This window comes from Kribbella sindirgiensis, from assembly GCF_004331435.1.
GTDB lineage: Bacteria > Actinomycetota > Actinomycetes > Propionibacteriales > Kribbellaceae > Kribbella > Kribbella sindirgiensis.
Genome location: NZ_SJKA01000009.1, coordinates 87,583 through 102,145 on the forward strand (window position 1 = coordinate 87,583; position 14,563 = coordinate 102,145).

Consider the following 14,563-nt stretch of genomic DNA (forward strand, 5'->3'; position numbering starts at 1 on the left):
GGTCAGCCAGCCAAATTGATGGGTCAGCCAGCCAAATTGGTGGGTCAGCCAGGCAAATGGGGCGGGGGGTTAGCGGGCGCGGCGTTGGAGGCGGTCTACGTCTAGGAGGACTACGGAGCGGGGCTCCAGGCGGACCCAGCCTCGGGAGGCGAAGTCGGCGAGGGCCTTGTTGACGGTTTCGCGGGAGGCGCCGACCAGTTGGGCGAGCTCTTCCTGGGTGAGGTCGTGGTGGACGTGGACGCCGTCGTCGGCGGTGCGGCCGAAGCGGCTGGCGAGGTCCAGGAGAGCCTTCGCTACCCGGCCCGGTACGTCGGAGAAGACGAGGTCGGCCACCACGTCGGAGACCTTGCGGAGCCGGCCGGCCAGCTGCAGCAGCAGGCCGCGGGCGACCGCGGGGCGGCCGTCGAGCCAGCGGAGCAGCTCGTCGTGGGTCAGCGACATCAGCTGGGCGTCGGTGACGGCGGTGACGGTCGCGGACCGCGGTCCCGGGTCGAACAGCGACAGCTCACCGAACATCTGTCCCGGGCCGAGCACCGCGATCAGGTTCTCCCGGCCGTCGGCGGAGGTGCGGCCCAGCTTGACCTTGCCCTCGACCACGACGAACAGCCGGTCACCGGAATCGCCCTCGTGGAACAGCACCTGACCGCGGCGCAGCCGGCTCTCGGTCATCGACGCGGCCAGGGCGTCGGCCGCCTCGTCGTCGAGCTGACTGAACAGCGGTGCCTGTCGGAGCACTGCGGCATCCACTTCTGGGCCTCCTAGGACCTTCGACCACGACTACGAACGTGGGATCCGCCACGTCCGTCGACCGATATGTGTACACCCGGTCGCCCCAAAACCGTAGCTCCTCCGGTGTCGGCACCGCCATGTAGGCTCGCCTCGACTCGCCGGAGCACCACACAGTGTGCCCTTCAGCACCCTCGGTAACCCCCGACCCGCCGACTACCGCGCCGCTGCCCCGCTCCCTGCTGGAGGATTGGCGGACGAGGGGGCGAAATGGACGACAAGCGGGACAACGGCGAGCGGATCCTTCGGGCCCTGGTCGGGGAAGGCCGGCTCGAGGAGGCCATCGAGTACGCGCAGGACAAGGTGGCCGCCGGCGAGCAGTGGGCGACCGACTGGGTTCCGGCCGTTCGGGCGGCCGACCGCGATCAGGTCTCCGCGATCCAGTACTTCCTCACCAAGAGGGCCGATGAAGCGCTGCCCGACCTGCTGGCGAACGAGCAGGGCGGTCGCACGAAGCTCTGGATGGCCGACACCGACTGGGCCGCGTACGGCGACCTGCGCGTACGCCGTACCGAACCCGGACGGGCTGAGATCGCGCTGGCGTGCTGGCACGTCTACCGGGATTTCGCGCGGTACGTCGGGAACAACCCGCCCAACGACGCCGAGACCGAGTTGGCGCCTGAAGGTACGGCGGTTGTGGACCTCGCGCTGACTGTCGGAGTCGTGAACGACCTGGCGGCTCGGCACGAGGCGGTCGGTGTGCCGCGGCCGCTGGGGAACGGCAGCCATCTCGCCGTCGTCGTGCCGTTGCCGACGTCCTAGCCGGGCGGCGCGGGCTGTCGGCGGGCGGACGTAGGCTGGCCTGCATGCCATCCCCGCTTGCCGCGGAACCAGTCCCGGGAGCCCTCCCGACGGTCTCGCTGAACCTCCCTCGTAAGGCCCCGGTGTACGTCGACGAGACGCACACCCAGCTGGTCCGCCGGGCCCGGAAGATGCACAAGGTGCTGACCGAGACCTACCCCGACGCGCACTGCGAGCTGGACTTCACCACCCCGCTCGAGTTGCTGGTGGCCACCATCCTCTCGGCCCAGACCACCGACGTCACGGTGAACAAGGTGACTCCCACCCTGTTCGCGAAGTACCCGACCGCGCAGGCGTACGCCGAGGCCGACCGGGACGAGATGGAGGCGATCCTCAAGCCGACCGGGTTCTTCCGGGCGAAGACCAACAGTGTGATGAAGCTCGGCCAGGCGCTCGTCGACGACTACGACGGCGTCGTGCCGAACAAGCTCGAGGAGCTGGTGAAGCTCCCTGGCACCGGGCGGAAGACGGCGAACGTGGTGCTCGGGAACGCGTTCGGTGTCCCCGGGATCACGGTCGACACGCATTTCGGCCGGCTGGTGCGCCGGTTCGGCTGGACCGCCGAGGAGGACCCGGTCAAGGTCGAGCACATCATCGGCGACCTGTTCCCGAAGAAGGACTGGACGATGCTGTCGCACCGGCTGATTTTCCACGGCCGGCGGCGCTGTCACGCGAAGAAGCCGGCCTGCGGTGCCTGTCCGATCGCCCAGTGGTGCCCGTCGTACGGCGCCGGTCCCACGGACCCCGAGGCCGCCGCGAAGCTGGTGAAGGTCCCCGCGTGACACCCCCATCCAGTACGCCGCCCCTCACCCGAGCTGCACTCGGCCCTGGGTGGGTGCGGCGTGCTGCGGCGGGGTTGGCGGTGGCGGTGGTGTTGATGGGGACGGCTGCTTGTGGGTCGGAGACGCCGGCCGGTGCGGGTACGCCGTCGGCGGGGCGGAGCAAGGTGGCGGGGGCGGACCAGCTCAAGGCGTGTCCGTCGGCGCCGTCGAAGCCGCCGGTGAGTAACGGGCTGCCGGAGATCAGCCTGCCGTGTCTCGGCAGCGGCCCGGACGTCCGGCTCGCGGATCTCCGCGGCCCACTGGTCATCAACGTCTGGGCCCAGTGGTGCGGCCCGTGCCGCGACGAAGCGCCGTACCTGGCGGCGCTCGCGAAGTCGGGCAAGGTCACGATGCTGGGCATCGACTACGACGACCCAAGGCCGGAGCTCGCGGTGAAGTTCGCCGGCGAGGAAGGCCTGGCGTACCCGCATGTGACCGACCAGGACAAGGCGATCCAGCGGGCCCTGAAGGTCGGCGGCCCGCCGTTGACCGCGTTCGTCGACGACAAGGGCACCGTCGCGTACGTGCACCGCGGCGTACTCACGTCCCAGCAGCAGCTGGACCAACTGGTCAAGGACAAGCTCGGGGTGACGCCGTGATCGACGCCGAGATCCCCGACTGGCTGAAGCCACTGGCGAAGGCCTCCGAGAACGTGGATCCGAACGTGCTGTCCCGGTTCCTGCCGCCCGACGACCCGTCGGTGCGGAAGTCCGCCGTCCTGATCTTGCTTGCTGACAGCAACAACGGACCGGAGGTGTTGCTCACCGAGCGGGCCTGGACACTGCGCAAGCACGCCGGGCAGATGGCGTTCCCGGGCGGCGGCGCGGATCCGGAGGACGGCCCCGGGGAGAGCGGTCTGGTCCGTACGGCGTTGCGCGAGGCCGAGGAAGAGACCGGCCTCGACCCGGACGGCGTCGTACCGTTCGCGATCTGGCCGGCGCTCTGGGTGCCGGTGAGCAACTTCGGCGTGTCGCCGGTGCTGGCCTGGTGGCGGGAGCCGTCGCCGGTCGCGGTGGTCGACCCGGCCGAGGTCGCGTCCGTGCACGAGGTGCCGGTCAGCGCGCTCGCCGACCCGGCGAACCGGATCAGTTGCCTGCATCCGAGCGGCTTCACCGGCCCGGCGTTCACGATCGGTGACCTCTACATCTGGGGCTTCACGGCCGGATTGCTGGACAAATTGCTGCAGCTCGGCGGCTGGTACCGCGACTGGGACCCCTCGAACGTCGTACCGTTGCCCGACCGACTGGTCGAGGCGGCCTGGCGGAGCGAGGGACGACGGCCGGAGGACGTGCGGCGGATGACCGCCATCGAGCACGATCTCGGCCGGGCGCCAGGTGACAAGTCGGAAGGCGTGGAATGAGCTGGCTCGACTGGGCGGTGCTGGGTACGGCGGCACTTGTGGCGATCTCGGGGTACGTCGAAGGATTCGTGCTCGGGGCGTGCGCCACGCTCGGCCTGCTCGGTGGCGCGGCCATCGGCGTCTGGGGCGTACCGAAGGCGCTGGATCATTTCTCACCGAGTGTGACGGTGTCGTTCGCGGCGCTCGTGCTCGTGGTGGGGCTCGCGGCGCTCGGGCGAATGCTCGGGGCGCTCGTCGGTACGAAGGTGCGCAGACAGTTGTCCTGGCGGCCGATCCGGTTCCTGGACGCGCTCGGCGGCGCGGTCCTGGCCGCGGCGAGTGTGCTGATCGTGGCCTGGGTCCTCGGTGTCGCGGTGAGCGGTGCCCGGATCCCGAGCGTGACGTCCGCGGTCCGCGGGTCCGAGGTGCTCGCGAAGGTCGACGAAGTACTGCCGGAGAGCGCCGACCGCGCCCTGCAGTCGTTCAACGACGTGGTCAACACGGATCTGTTCCCGCGGTTCCTGGACCCGTTCGTGCCGGAGCGGATCCGCGAGACGCAGCCGCCGGACAGCGCGATCGCCCGGCAGCAGTCGGTCCGGGACGCCTACACCCGGATCGCCAAGGTCACCGGTGTCGCCAGCTGCTCGCGCGGTCTCGAGGGCAGCGGGTTCGTCTACGCGCCGAAGCGCGTGATGACCAACGCGCATGTCGTCGCCGGGGTCAGCTCGCCGCAGGTCGAGGTGAACGGGAAGAAGTACGACGCCAAGGTCGTGGTGTTCGACCCGGAGACCGACATCGCGGTGCTCTACGTGCCGAAAATGACCGAGGCGCCGCTGTCGTTCGACCTCACCGGTAAGGCCGACGACCCGGCGGTCGTGCTCGGCTACCCGGAGAACGGCCCGTTCGACTCCGAGCCGGCCCGGATCCGCTCCGAGGAACGGCTCCGCGGACCGGACATCTACGGCGACAAGACGGTCACCCGCGAGGCGTTCTCGATCTGGGCCTCGGTCCGCCCGGGCAACTCCGGCGGTCCGCTGCTGTCCGCGAAGGGCGTCGTGTACGGCGTGGTCTTCGCGGCCTCCGTCGAGGACAACCGCACCGGCTACGTCCTCACCGCCCAGCAGGTCGCCGCCGACGCCCGCGCCGGCGCCAACGCCACCCAAGAGGTCTCCACCCAGTCCTGCACATAGATCGTGTCGCTCCGTCCCCCGCCTACTGCGCGGCACTCGGCGGGCACCTCGCTGCACTGGAGGAAAGGTCACGATGCTCCGCATCGAACCCTTCCCTCCAGCACACCGAGGCACTCCGCCGAGCACCTGCTCGCGACGGCGGGGGACGGAGCGACACGACCTGATGCAGCAAGTACCGCCGTACGCCGCATTGAAGGGGTGTGACGGTGACGACGAGTGGGGTGAGACCGGCGCTCGTGTACGACGAGGTGGTGCGGGCCACCGAGCGACGGCTGTTGCGGCTCGGGCTGATGCTGTCCGGCAGCGTGCATTCCGCTGAGGACCTGGTCCAGACGGTCTTCGCGCGCGCCCACCGCCGGTGGGACCGGATCAGCACGCTCGACCATCCGGAGGCGTACCTGCGGACGATGGTGGTGAACGAGTTCCTCAGCTGGCGACGGCTGCTGAAGAACGGCGAGGTGCCGCTCGCCGAGCCGATCGAGCGGCCGACGACCGAGGACATCGGCAACCGTCAGGCGCAACGCGACGCCGCCTGGCAGCTGCTCGCGGGCCTGCCGCGCAAGCAACGAGCCGTCCTGGTCCTGCGGTACTACGAGGACCTGTCCGACGACGAGATCGCCCGCGTTCTCGACGTCAGCCCCAGCACGGTCCGCTCGAACGCCGCCCGCGGACTGGCGACCTTACGCGACCGGCTGCCCGCCGAGGAGGCGAACTGACATGGCCCAACTGACCGACGACGAACTCGGCGAGCTGCTGCGCGAGACCTTCGCCGACAAGGAGGCCCTGGCCGATCACGTGCCCGAGGCAACCAAGCGGCGCAGTCCACTGCCGGCGCTGGTCGCGGCCGCTGCCGTCCTCGTGGTCCTCGCCGGAGTCCTGTACGGCGTGCAGCGCGCGGGCCGGCCCGATCCGGCACCGCCCGTGGCGACGTCCGCGGCGTCGGACGCGGCGTCGGACGCGGCCACGGACAACGGTGACATCTGGGGCGCGGCGATCGCCACGGCCACGCGGAGGTTCCAGCCGGACGGGGCGAGCTGGCAAGCGGTACAGGTCTACGGAGCCTTCGCCGTGTCGACGGCCTCGGATCCCCCGAGGCTCATCAAGCCGGGCCTCACCCTCACCGAGCTGGACAAGCAGCGGATCGAGCGCGCCGTGAATCCGGTCGCACCGGTGCGATGGAGCGCTCCGTTCCCGCCGTCCACTTGCCTGCCGGGTCGCGTCCCGCGGGTCGTCGTGAATCCGGTCGTCGGCAAAGGCGACCACCGCGAGGTCCGGATCATGTTCACGCTCGGATGCAGCGGCAGCACCCACAGCGGCAAATACCTGGTCGAGAAGATCGACGGCGCCTGGAAAGTCACCGCGGGGACGGGCGACCTCTGCGGTCCGCTCAAGTCGACTTCAACCACTCCACGAGCACCCTGTTGAACAAGGCCGGTTCTTCCTCGTGCGGGAAGTGGCCGGCGGTGGTGACGAGTTCGTGGCTCAGCGGTGCCGTGACCAGGTCAGGAGGTGTGGTCGCGGTGGGGGACACCGCTGGGTCCTGTGCTCCTTGGAGTTGCAGGACGGGTACGGCGACCGGCGTACGCATCTTCGCCGAGTACTTCCGACCATCGGGCCGCAGCCGGGACCGCGCGAACCAGCGGTGGTACTCCAGAGCGCAGTGCGGTGCCGGCCACACCTGGAGAGCGGCCCGGTAGCGCCGTGACGCCTCCGCGTCGGGGAACGTCCCGCCGGGCGCGGCCCAGGCGCGGAGCAGGCGCTCGATGTGGATCCCGTCCTGCGCGAGCAGCCGGCGTTCGGGCAGGATCGGCAGCTGGAACCACGCGCTGCGTGTCAGCGCCTTCGTCTGTCCGGACCGAGTGAGCAGCAGCGGGTGCGGCGCCGACACGGCCGCCAGCCCCCGGACCTGCCGTGGTACCAGCACGGCGGCCGACCACCCGATGAACCCGCCCCACCCGTGCCCGACGATCACGGCATCCGTCGCACCGAGCGACCGGATCACCCCGGACACGTCCGCGGCCGCGGTGTACGGGTCATAACCACGTGGCGTCTTGTCGCTGGCGCCGTACCCTCGCAGGTCCATCGCCACCGCGCGGTACCCGGCGGCCGCGACAACCGGCAACTGATGCCGCCAGGCCCACCAGAACTCGGGGAAGCCGTGCAGGAACAGGACGAGTGGATCGTTCGCCGCGCCACACTCCGCGACGTGGAACCGGGCCCCGTTGGCCGCGACCAGTGAATGCGACCAGGGGCCGTCGACCAGGAGGTCGACGACTCCTGCCGGGCTCAGCGCCGTACGCCCGGCTCAGGCAAGGCGTACGGCTCGTCGTCGCCCTTGCCGATCGACTTGAGGGCCTCGACCGATTCCTTCGAGGTCTCGATCGCCCGCGTCGGACCCTTCGCGCTCTTCAGCGCCCGCATCCCGATGAACACCAGGATCGCGCCGATCAGCAGGAATGCGCCGGCCACGATCAGGAACGCGATGGCCGGGTGCAGTCCGGCCGCGGTCAGGCCGTACGCCGCGGAGATACACAGCAGGATGACCGCGAGCAGCGCGAGGAACGCTGCCGCCGCGAACATCCCGGCTCCGGTTCCGGCCGCGATCGCGGTCTTCTTCAGCTCGGTCTTCGCGAGTTCGATCTCGCTGCGGACCAGGCTGGACAGGTCCTTGCTGGCATTCGCGACCAGCTGGCCGACCGTGGGCTCGTCCCCGTTCATCGACATCGCGACTCCTTCCCGCACGTCCTGTGGCTCGACACTACCGTCAGTGCCCGCAGTCAATCGGTGTACGCGCGGTTCCGGCGAGCCAGCAGCAGCGCGGCGATCAGGGCAGCCAGCACCGAGGCGATCAGTACGGCGGCCTTCGCGCGTTCGACCTGGGCGGCGTCCGACCCGAACGCGAGCTGCGCGATCAGCAACGCGACCGTGAATCCGATCCCGGCCAGCACCGACACCGCGGCGACGTCCCGCCAGGCCAGATCGGAGTTCAGCTCGGCCCGGGTGAAGCGCGCCGTCAACCACGATCCGCCGAACACCCCGATCGCCTTCCCGGCCAGCAGCCCGGCGACGATACCGATCGCGACCGGGTCGGTCAGCAGTTGCCGTACGGCGCTGCCGCTCAACGTCACCCCGGCGGCGAACAACGCGAACAGCGGTACGGCGACCGCGGCGGACCACGGCCGCAGCCGGTGCTCGATCCGCTCGGCCGGCGCCTCGTCCTCACCGGGATCGGCGACCACCCGCGTGACGAGCCCGAGCGCGACACCGGCGATCGTCGCGTGGATCCCCGACTCGTGCATGAACCACCAGGCCCCGATCGCGATCGGCACGTAGAGGAACGGCGTACGGACGCGGCGGCGCTGGAGGACGTACCAGAGTGCGATCAGGGCGACCGCGGCGAGCAGCTGGAGCAGGTGGAACCCGTGCGAGAAGAACACGGCGATCACCAGGATCGCGCCGAAGTCGTCGACCACGGCGAGAGTGAGCAGGAACGCCCGCAGCGCGCTCGGCAGCGACGAGCCGACGATCGCGAGGACGGCGAGCGCGAACGCGATGTCGGTGGCCGTCGGCACCGCCCAGCCGTGCGGCTTGCCGCCGTCCGCCACCAGGTTCGTGACCAGGTAGATGATTGCCGGGAGCACCATTCCGGCGATCGCCGCCGCCACCGGGACGACCGCTTCGCTGAGCTTCGACAGGGTGCCGACCACCAGCTCGCGTTTCAGCTCGAGGCCCGCCAGGAAGAAGAACAGTGTGAGAGCCCCGTCAGAGGCCCAGGCCTCCACGGTGAGCGGCCCGACCTCGATCTCGCGCAGGTGGTGGTAGGCGTCCTGCCAGGGCGAGTTGGCCCAGACGAGGGCGATCACCGCGGCCGCCATCAGCAGCAGGCCACCGGTCGTCTCGGCTCGGAGCGTGTCGGCCAGGAAGGCCCGTTCCCGGCCCAGGATCCGTGGAAACGCGCGCTTCTTCTGGGAGGTCCTGCGGGTCTGGCTCATGCTGGCGGCCCTTTGTTTTCGGGGTCGTTGCGGACATCGCCGACCAGACTTCCCGGCACACCGTGAGCCCGAGCCGCCGAGTCCGTCGGGCGGCGACTCCGACCGTCCGATTCTAACGGTTGGTGTTTGCCTGCCCCGGGGGGTCGTGTGCGCACTCTGTGTCAGAGCCGCGTGAGAGAGATCACCAATCGGCTCGCTCCGGACGTACGCTGCTGGCGTGCACGGAGAGCAGATGGCCGAGGAGTTCCCGGTGGTCGGGCTGGACGACGACGCCCGGGAGGCAGTGGAGCTGCTCGCGTCGCGCCGGCTGCCCGGGCTGATCGTGACGCAGGCCGGCGGGAGTCCGTGCTGCGTGCTGCCGGCCTCGCAGGTGGTCCGCTTCCTGGTCCCGTCGTACGTTCAGGACGATCCGTCGCTGGCCCGGGTGATCGACGAGTCGCTCGCCGACCGGGTCGCGGACAAGCTGACCGGCCTGACCGTTCGCAAAATGCTCCCGGACGAGCCGCGGGAGATCCCGGTGGTCAACCACGACGACACGATCCTGGAGATCGCCGCGGTGATGGCCCGGCTGCGGAGCCCGCTGGTCGTGGTCGTCCGCGACCGGCGCATCATCGGCGCCGTCACCGCGTCGCGGCTGCTGGAACTGGCCGTCACCCCGCACTGACACCGGCGACGACGGCGTACCGGTGTCTTCGAGTACGTCGCGATCTGGGCGGCCAAACGGGCCAAGGGATCGCCGCTGCGCGTGTTCCTGATCGCCGAGGTGATGGCGTCCAACATCGGCGGCGCCGCGACGCTGATCGGCGACCCGCCGAACATCATCATCGCGAGCCGGTCGGGGCTCACGTTCAACGACTTCCTGCTCCACCTGACGCCGCTCGTGGCGATCGAACTGCTGGTGTTCGTGGGCTTCATCGGGCACTCGGCCTTCCACATCGAGCCGTCGATCGTGGCGCTCCTCGGGGCCGGTGTGCTGGTGCTGGTCTCGAAGGTGCCGACGCTGCCGTTCTTCGCCGGCCACACCTTGCTCACCGCGATGCTGATCCTGGTGGTGTCGGCGCTGCTCTCGGGCGTCATCGACAACATTCCGTACGTCGCGACGATGAGTCCCGTCGTACTGGAGCTGACCAAGGGCGTCGCGGACTTCGGCGGCAACGCGACCGCGATCGGTGCCAGCGCCAACGTGGTGGTGATCGGTCTGGCGCTTCGCGCGGGTCACCCGATCAGCTTCTGGGCGTTCACCCGCAAGGGCGTGGTGATGACCGCGATCACGATCCTGGTCGCGGCGCCGTACCTCTGGTTGCGCTACTTCGCCTTCTCCTGAACCAGTTCGGCCAGCGCGCGCCGGCCGCACTTGCTACCTGATCCAGGCCAGCGGGTCCGGGCCCTTCGGGACGATGCCGGTCGGGTTGATGCTGTGGTGGGTGACGTAGTAGTGCCGCTTGATCTGGTCGAAGTCGACGGTCTCGCCGAAGCCGGGCAGCTGGTACAGGCGGCGCGCGTACGCCCACAGGTTCGGGAACTCGGTGAGCTTCTGGCGGTTGCACTTGAAGTGTCCGTGGTACACCGCGTCGAAGCGGACCAGGGTCGTGAACAGCCGGATGTCGACCTCGCGGAACGTGTCGCCGAGGAGATACGTGCGGTCCTTCAGACGATCTTCCAGTACGTCGAGCCGCGCGAACAGTGCGTCGTACGCCGCGTCGTACGCCTCCTGGCTGGTCGCGAAACCGCAGCGGTACACGCCGTTGTTCACGTCCCGATAGATCTCCTCGATCAACGCGTCCATCTCCGCGCGGTCGGCCGGGATCAGCTGCGGAGCATCGGCGCGGTGGAACTCGGTCCACTCGGTGGAGAGGTCGAGAGTGATCTGCGGGTAGTCGTTCGTGACCACCTCACCCGTCGTCGTGTCGACGATCGCGGGCACCGTCACGCGGCCGTCGTACGTCGGGTCGGTCCGCAGGTACGCCTCGGACAGGTACGCGATGCCGAGCACCGGGTCGCGATCCTCCGGGTCGAGCGTGAACCGCCAGCCGCGCTCGTCGCGGACCGGGTCCACCACCGCGAGACTGATCACGTCCTCGAGCCCGAGCAGCCGGCGGACGATGATCGAGCGGTGCGCCCACGGGCAGGCCAGGCTGACGACCAGCCGGTACCGCCCCGGCTCGACGGGCCACCGGCCCTGCGCGTCCGGGCCCTCGCCAGGCGCCGCCGCGGAGTCCCGGGAGATCCGGCCGGTGAATCTGTTGCCCTGTCGCTTCCACTCACCGGTCGACGACGTCTCCTGCACGAACTGTCCCGGGGCCATAGCGTCAAAACTACCCCCGCTGGGAATTGGCTGAGCCTGTGGATCGTCACTGGCCGTGAGGCGGCACCGGACGTTACAGTCAGGCTGACAAGGACGTCCGGGACAACGTGGTCGCGGGCCCCTTGCGCGGTACGACACACCGCGGCCCGCGCCCCCCGGCACTGGTTTGCCGGGCAGATTCCCAGGGATACTGACCTCATGGCCCGCCCACGGAACAACCCCGGCGATCTCGCCGAGCTCCCTACCGAGCTGCGGCCCGATCGACCGAAGGGTGACCAGATTCGCGAGATTCTGGAGAACCTCACCCGCTCGCTGGCCGTCGGCACCGTGCTGCCGTCCGAACGCGTCCTCGCCGAACGCTTCGGCGTCGCCCGGATGACCGTCCGGCAAGAGGTCGACCGCGTCGTGGCCGAGGGCCTGGCCAACCGCCGCCCCGGCGGCGGCACCTTCGTCGCGGAACCGCGCCCGTCCCGGATGCTCGCGTCCTCGTTCAGCCAGGACATGATCAACCGCGGCATCGAGCCCGGCGCCAAAGTCCTCGAACACCGCGTCGGCGCGGCCGACGAGCACCTCGCCCGCGAACTCGAAGAGGCCGTTGGCGCGCCCGTCCTGCACCTCGTCCGGCTGCGCACCGCCGACGGCGACCCGATGGCGATCGAACGCACCGCCCTGTCTCTCAACCGCTACCCCGGCCTGGACGAGATCGACTTCGCGGAGAAGTCTCTCTACACGGTCCTGGCCACCAGGTACGGCGTCTCGCTGGGCATGGTCTCCGCCTCCATCGTCGCCGCCCCACCGGAGCCGGGCGACGCCGAACTGCTGGAGATCGACAGCTCGACTCCTTGTCTGATCATCACCTCGGCGCCGCGAACCGCCACCGACCAGGTGATCGAATTCGGGCGCTCCATCTACCGCTCGGACCGCTACGACATCACGGTCGCGTACCGCGCTACCTGAGTTCTTTGATGCGTGGGCTACACGTTCAGGCTGCGCAGAACATTCGGCGTCTGGCCGCGTTCGGTCAGCCGAGTGACGACCTCGACGGTCAGCGCCTGGAGGAGCAGTGCGCCTACTAGCGTAGACGTGGCACCGGTGGGTTCCGGCGTACCGGGGACCGTGATGAGGGCGTCGCCTGGTACGCCGCAGTTGTCGATGACGACGTCCGCGGTTTCGAAGAGGCGTTGGCCGCCGGGGGCGCGGGACGTGGTCGCGTTGGAGTGGGCGAGTGAGGTCAAGGCGATGACCTTCACTCCACGTGCGCGCGCGCCGAGGGCGAACTCCACGGGTACGGCGTTCCGCCCGGAGTTGGACGCGATGAGCAGCACGTCGCCGGGCTCCAATGGGTTGATCTCCAGCAGAACGTCGGCCAGACCCGGGAGGCGTTCGAGGAGCGAGCTTTTCTGCAGGCCCTCGTGCAGCATCAGCCCGGGTTCGAGGATCGCCCGTACGTCGGCCAGTCCGCCGGCGCGCCCGTACAGCTCCTCGGCCAGCGTATGGCTGTGCCCCGTCCCGAATACCCAGAACCGCTTCCCGTCGGCAAGAGCGTCGGCGACCGCCCCCGCCGCCACCCGGATCGCGCCCAACTGCGTCTCAGCCGCCTGCTGCGCGATCGCCAACGCCTTACCCAGGTACTCCTCAGCCCCAGCCATACGCCGAACCTATCGTCAATCCCGACTAGACCACTACCCTGACCACGGTGCGGTCGGCAGGCGGACAGTACGTATACACCTACCGCCCCCCGCCCGCACGCCTGGAGCTGGTGCAATCGCGCGCGCAGTGGGCGTATACATACTGTCGATCTGCAGCTAGACAGTCACTCCGATCGCTGCGCGGTGGTGCTCCGGGTGGTCGATCTCGTCGACGAGTGCGATCGCGAGGTCGGCGTACGAGATCCGCTCCTCGGCGTCCGCCGGACTCACGCGGTACCTGCCCTTGCGGGACGGGTCGGCGTGGTCGAAGTCGCCGGTCGGTGCGACTGATACCCAGTCGAGGGACGACTCCGCGAAGACGTCCAGCGCCGCCTGGTGTGCGAGGAAGAACGAGCGGTACTCCTGTGGATATCCGTCGGTGTCCATCAGCAGCGTGCCGTCCGCGGTCGGGAGGATCGACGTCAGCCCGACCCACATGAGCCGCTGTACGCCGGCCTTCTCGAGCCCGTCGACGAGCGCCCGCGCGGCCCGCGGGTAGAACTCACCCGGGTCGCTCCCGCCGTCGTACACCCCCGCGATCACCGCATCACACCCCACCGCCAACTCCGCAACCCGCCCCGCATCCATCACATCCCCCACAACCAGCCCCGCAGACGCCGTACGCGCGACACCGACCACGGAATGCCCGCGGTCCCGGGCCTCCGCGACCGCCGCCGATCCGGCGCGTCCGCGGGCGCCGATCACCAGAATCTTGCTCACCGCAACCTCCTCGACAAAGTGGTACGGCGACCGTAGAAGGAGGGGTGGTTACCGATTGGATACCGTGGTGAGCATGACGGCGTTGCGAGCGGACATGTTCGAGGAGATCTGCCCGTCGACGCTGCTCCCGTTCCGGATCGGCGCGGACAAATGGGCGGGGATGGTGCTGCGCTGCCTGGAGGACGGCCCGCGCCGGTACTCCGAGCTCCGGATCCCGCTCGCGCGGATCAGCCCGAAGGTCCTGACCCAGTCCCTCCGCAGCCTCGAACGCGACGGCTTCATCTCCAGAACCACCGACGGCCGGCGCGTCACGTACGAGCTCACCGTCCTCGGCCGCAGCCTGCTCGAACCGATGCGGCAGATGTGCGCGTGGGCCGAGGACCACTGGGACGAGCTCCTGGACGCCAAAGAATCAGTCAAGGAATCGTAGGTCGAGCCAACGTCGACGGATGCGAACCGTTGACGACCTAGACTGCGCGGGTGGATGAGCAGACCCCGACCGCCCTGACCGAATTGCCGAGCTGGTTGCTGACCCAGAGTGCGGCCCAGGCGCACCGGATCGTCACCGAGTCGTTCGCCGCCGGAGGTGCGCGGGCGTACCACTTCCGGCTGCTCGCGACGCTGGTGGAGTTCGGGCCGGCGAGCCAGGCGACCCTCGGGCGGCGCAGCTCGATCGACCGCAGCGATGTGGTTGCCGCGCTCAACGAACTCGAGGCCGACGGGTACGTCGAACGCAGCGCCGACCCGGCCGACGGCCGCCGGAACGTCATCACGATCACCACGGCCGGCAAGCGCCACTACCGGCGCCTGACGACCCTGGTCGGCAAGGCACAGGAGGAGATCTTCGCCCCGCTGTCGGCCACCGACCGTACGCGCCTGACCACAATCCTCGCGAAGCTACTCACCTACCACCAGGAGTAG

General features: G+C 69.5%; 19 protein-coding genes. 12 read left to right on the forward strand and 7 right to left on the reverse strand.

Features of this window, described 5'->3' with window-relative positions; all coding sequences use genetic code 11:
* Positions 1 to 69: 69 nt before the first annotated feature.
* Positions 70 to 747 carry a Crp/Fnr family transcriptional regulator gene (locus tag E0H50_RS25415; RefSeq protein WP_130386963.1) on the reverse strand — a complete coding sequence of 226 codons (678 nt, stop codon included), beginning with the start codon at positions 745 to 747 and terminating at the stop codon, positions 70 to 72.
* Positions 748 to 996: 249 nt separating this feature from the next.
* Here E0H50_RS25415 and E0H50_RS25420 point away from each other — a divergent pair, with 249 nt between their 5' ends.
* From E0H50_RS25420 to E0H50_RS25450, 7 genes are all read left to right on the forward strand, one after another.
* Positions 997 to 1,548 carry a hypothetical protein gene (locus E0H50_RS25420; RefSeq protein WP_131292870.1) on the forward strand — a complete coding sequence of 184 codons (552 nt, stop codon included), beginning with the start codon at positions 997 to 999 and terminating at the stop codon, positions 1,546 to 1,548.
* Positions 1,549 to 1,592: 44 nt separating this feature from the next.
* Positions 1,593 to 2,369 (forward strand): endonuclease III, encoded by a 777-nt coding sequence (gene nth / locus E0H50_RS25425; protein ID WP_131292872.1) that lies wholly within the window; start codon positions 1,593 to 1,595, stop codon positions 2,367 to 2,369.
* A 95-nt stretch (positions 2,370 to 2,464) separates the two neighbouring features.
* Positions 2,465 to 3,007: a TlpA family protein disulfide reductase gene (locus tag E0H50_RS25430; protein ID WP_238151198.1), complete on the forward strand. Its 543-nt coding sequence runs from the start codon at positions 2,465 to 2,467 to the stop codon at positions 3,005 to 3,007.
* Positions 3,004 to 3,768 carry an NUDIX hydrolase gene (locus tag E0H50_RS25435; protein ID WP_131292874.1) on the forward strand — a complete coding sequence of 255 codons (765 nt, stop codon included), beginning with the start codon at positions 3,004 to 3,006 and terminating at the stop codon, positions 3,766 to 3,768. The genes E0H50_RS25430 and E0H50_RS25435 overlap by 4 nt, the downstream gene beginning before the upstream one ends.
* The gene (locus E0H50_RS25440) at positions 3,765 to 4,937 is read left to right on the forward strand and encodes a MarP family serine protease (RefSeq protein ID WP_131292876.1); all 1,173 of its coding nucleotides are present in this window, start codon (positions 3,765 to 3,767) and stop codon (positions 4,935 to 4,937) included. Before E0H50_RS25435 ends, E0H50_RS25440 begins: the two co-directional genes overlap by 4 nt.
* A gap of 206 nt (positions 4,938 to 5,143) precedes the next feature.
* Positions 5,144 to 5,653 carry a SigE family RNA polymerase sigma factor gene (locus tag E0H50_RS25445; protein WP_238151199.1) on the forward strand — a complete coding sequence of 170 codons (510 nt, stop codon included), beginning with the start codon at positions 5,144 to 5,146 and terminating at the stop codon, positions 5,651 to 5,653.
* A gap of 1 nt (position 5,654) precedes the next feature.
* Complete coding sequence (locus E0H50_RS25450; RefSeq protein ID WP_131292878.1) at positions 5,655 to 6,362, forward strand: hypothetical protein; 708 nt, start codon at positions 5,655 to 5,657, stop codon at positions 6,360 to 6,362.
* Here the strand turns inward: E0H50_RS25450 and E0H50_RS25455 are convergent.
* The 3 genes from E0H50_RS25455 to nhaA are packed head-to-tail and all read right to left on the reverse strand — an operon-like array spanning position 6,325 to position 8,929.
* The gene (locus E0H50_RS25455; protein WP_131292880.1) at positions 6,325 to 7,227 is read right to left on the reverse strand and encodes an alpha/beta fold hydrolase; all 903 of its coding nucleotides are present in this window, start codon (positions 7,225 to 7,227) and stop codon (positions 6,325 to 6,327) included. The genes E0H50_RS25450 and E0H50_RS25455 overlap by 38 nt on opposite strands.
* Entirely contained in the window at positions 7,224 to 7,661 is a 438-nt protein-coding gene (locus E0H50_RS25460) for a phage holin family protein (protein ID WP_131292882.1), read from the reverse strand. The genes E0H50_RS25455 and E0H50_RS25460 overlap by 4 nt, the downstream gene beginning before the upstream one ends.
* Positions 7,662 to 7,714: 53 nt before the next feature.
* Positions 7,715 to 8,929 (reverse strand): Na+/H+ antiporter NhaA, encoded by a 1,215-nt coding sequence (gene nhaA, locus E0H50_RS25465; RefSeq protein ID WP_131292884.1) that lies wholly within the window; start codon positions 8,927 to 8,929, stop codon positions 7,715 to 7,717.
* A 217-nt stretch (positions 8,930 to 9,146) separates the two neighbouring features.
* On the opposite strand from nhaA, the gene E0H50_RS25470 reads away from it, so the two are divergent.
* Together E0H50_RS25470 and E0H50_RS25475 are read left to right on the forward strand one after the other, a co-directional pair.
* Complete coding sequence (locus tag E0H50_RS25470; RefSeq protein WP_131292886.1) at positions 9,147 to 9,593, forward strand: CBS domain-containing protein; 447 nt, start codon at positions 9,147 to 9,149, stop codon at positions 9,591 to 9,593.
* Between the two features lie 81 nt (positions 9,594 to 9,674).
* Positions 9,675 to 10,253, forward strand: coding sequence for an ArsB/NhaD family transporter (locus tag E0H50_RS25475; RefSeq protein WP_238151201.1), 579 nt, complete (start codon positions 9,675 to 9,677; stop codon positions 10,251 to 10,253).
* A 33-nt stretch (positions 10,254 to 10,286) separates the two neighbouring features.
* Here E0H50_RS25475 and E0H50_RS25480 read toward each other — a convergent pair whose 3' ends face one another.
* The gene (locus E0H50_RS25480; protein ID WP_131292890.1) at positions 10,287 to 11,234 is read right to left on the reverse strand and encodes a glutathione S-transferase family protein; all 948 of its coding nucleotides are present in this window, start codon (positions 11,232 to 11,234) and stop codon (positions 10,287 to 10,289) included.
* Positions 11,235 to 11,432: 198 nt separating this feature from the next.
* On the opposite strand from E0H50_RS25480, the gene E0H50_RS25485 reads away from it, so the two are divergent.
* A complete protein-coding gene (locus tag E0H50_RS25485) occupies positions 11,433 to 12,191 on the forward strand; it encodes a GntR family transcriptional regulator (protein WP_131292892.1) in 759 nt (252 codons plus the stop codon).
* Between the two features lie 17 nt (positions 12,192 to 12,208).
* On the opposite strand, the gene E0H50_RS25490 is transcribed toward E0H50_RS25485, so the two are convergent.
* The gene (locus E0H50_RS25490) at positions 12,209 to 12,883 is read right to left on the reverse strand and encodes an SIS domain-containing protein (RefSeq protein WP_131292894.1); all 675 of its coding nucleotides are present in this window, start codon (positions 12,881 to 12,883) and stop codon (positions 12,209 to 12,211) included.
* Between the two features lie 156 nt (positions 12,884 to 13,039).
* Positions 13,040 to 13,642, reverse strand: a complete 603-nt coding sequence (locus E0H50_RS25495) for an NAD(P)-dependent oxidoreductase (protein WP_131292896.1) — start codon at positions 13,640 to 13,642, stop codon at positions 13,040 to 13,042.
* Between the two features lie 73 nt (positions 13,643 to 13,715).
* On the opposite strand from E0H50_RS25495, the gene E0H50_RS25500 reads away from it, so the two are divergent.
* Entirely contained in the window at positions 13,716 to 14,072 is a 357-nt protein-coding gene (locus tag E0H50_RS25500; protein WP_131292898.1) for a winged helix-turn-helix transcriptional regulator, read from the forward strand.
* Positions 14,073 to 14,122: 50 nt separating this feature from the next.
* Complete coding sequence (locus tag E0H50_RS25505; RefSeq protein WP_131292900.1) at positions 14,123 to 14,563, forward strand: MarR family winged helix-turn-helix transcriptional regulator; 441 nt, start codon at positions 14,123 to 14,125, stop codon at positions 14,561 to 14,563.

Excerpts from the sequence above, each read along its gene's own strand:
- E0H50_RS25420 (WP_131292870.1), top strand. The coding sequence starts at position 997 with ATGGACGACAAGCGGGACAACGGCGAGCGGATCCTTCGGGCCCTGGTC.
- nth (WP_131292872.1), top strand. The coding sequence starts at position 1,593 with ATGCCATCCCCGCTTGCCGCGGAACCAGTCCCGGGAGCCCTCCCGACG.
- E0H50_RS25430 (WP_238151198.1), top strand. The coding sequence starts at position 2,465 with ATGGGGACGGCTGCTTGTGGGTCGGAGACGCCGGCCGGTGCGGGTACG.
- E0H50_RS25440 (WP_131292876.1), top strand. The coding sequence starts at position 3,765 with ATGAGCTGGCTCGACTGGGCGGTGCTGGGTACGGCGGCACTTGTGGCG.
- E0H50_RS25450 (WP_131292878.1), top strand. The coding sequence starts at position 5,655 with ATGGCCCAACTGACCGACGACGAACTCGGCGAGCTGCTGCGCGAGACC.
- E0H50_RS25460 (WP_131292882.1), bottom strand. The coding sequence starts at position 7,661 with ATGTCGATGAACGGGGACGAGCCCACGGTCGGCCAGCTGGTCGCGAAT.
- nhaA (WP_131292884.1), bottom strand. The coding sequence starts at position 8,929 with ATGAGCCAGACCCGCAGGACCTCCCAGAAGAAGCGCGCGTTTCCACGG.
- E0H50_RS25480 (WP_131292890.1), bottom strand. The coding sequence starts at position 11,234 with ATGGCCCCGGGACAGTTCGTGCAGGAGACGTCGTCGACCGGTGAGTGG.
- E0H50_RS25485 (WP_131292892.1), top strand. The coding sequence starts at position 11,433 with ATGGCCCGCCCACGGAACAACCCCGGCGATCTCGCCGAGCTCCCTACC.
- E0H50_RS25490 (WP_131292894.1), bottom strand. The coding sequence starts at position 12,883 with ATGGCTGGGGCTGAGGAGTACCTGGGTAAGGCGTTGGCGATCGCGCAG.
- E0H50_RS25500 (WP_131292898.1), top strand. The coding sequence starts at position 13,716 with ATGACGGCGTTGCGAGCGGACATGTTCGAGGAGATCTGCCCGTCGACG.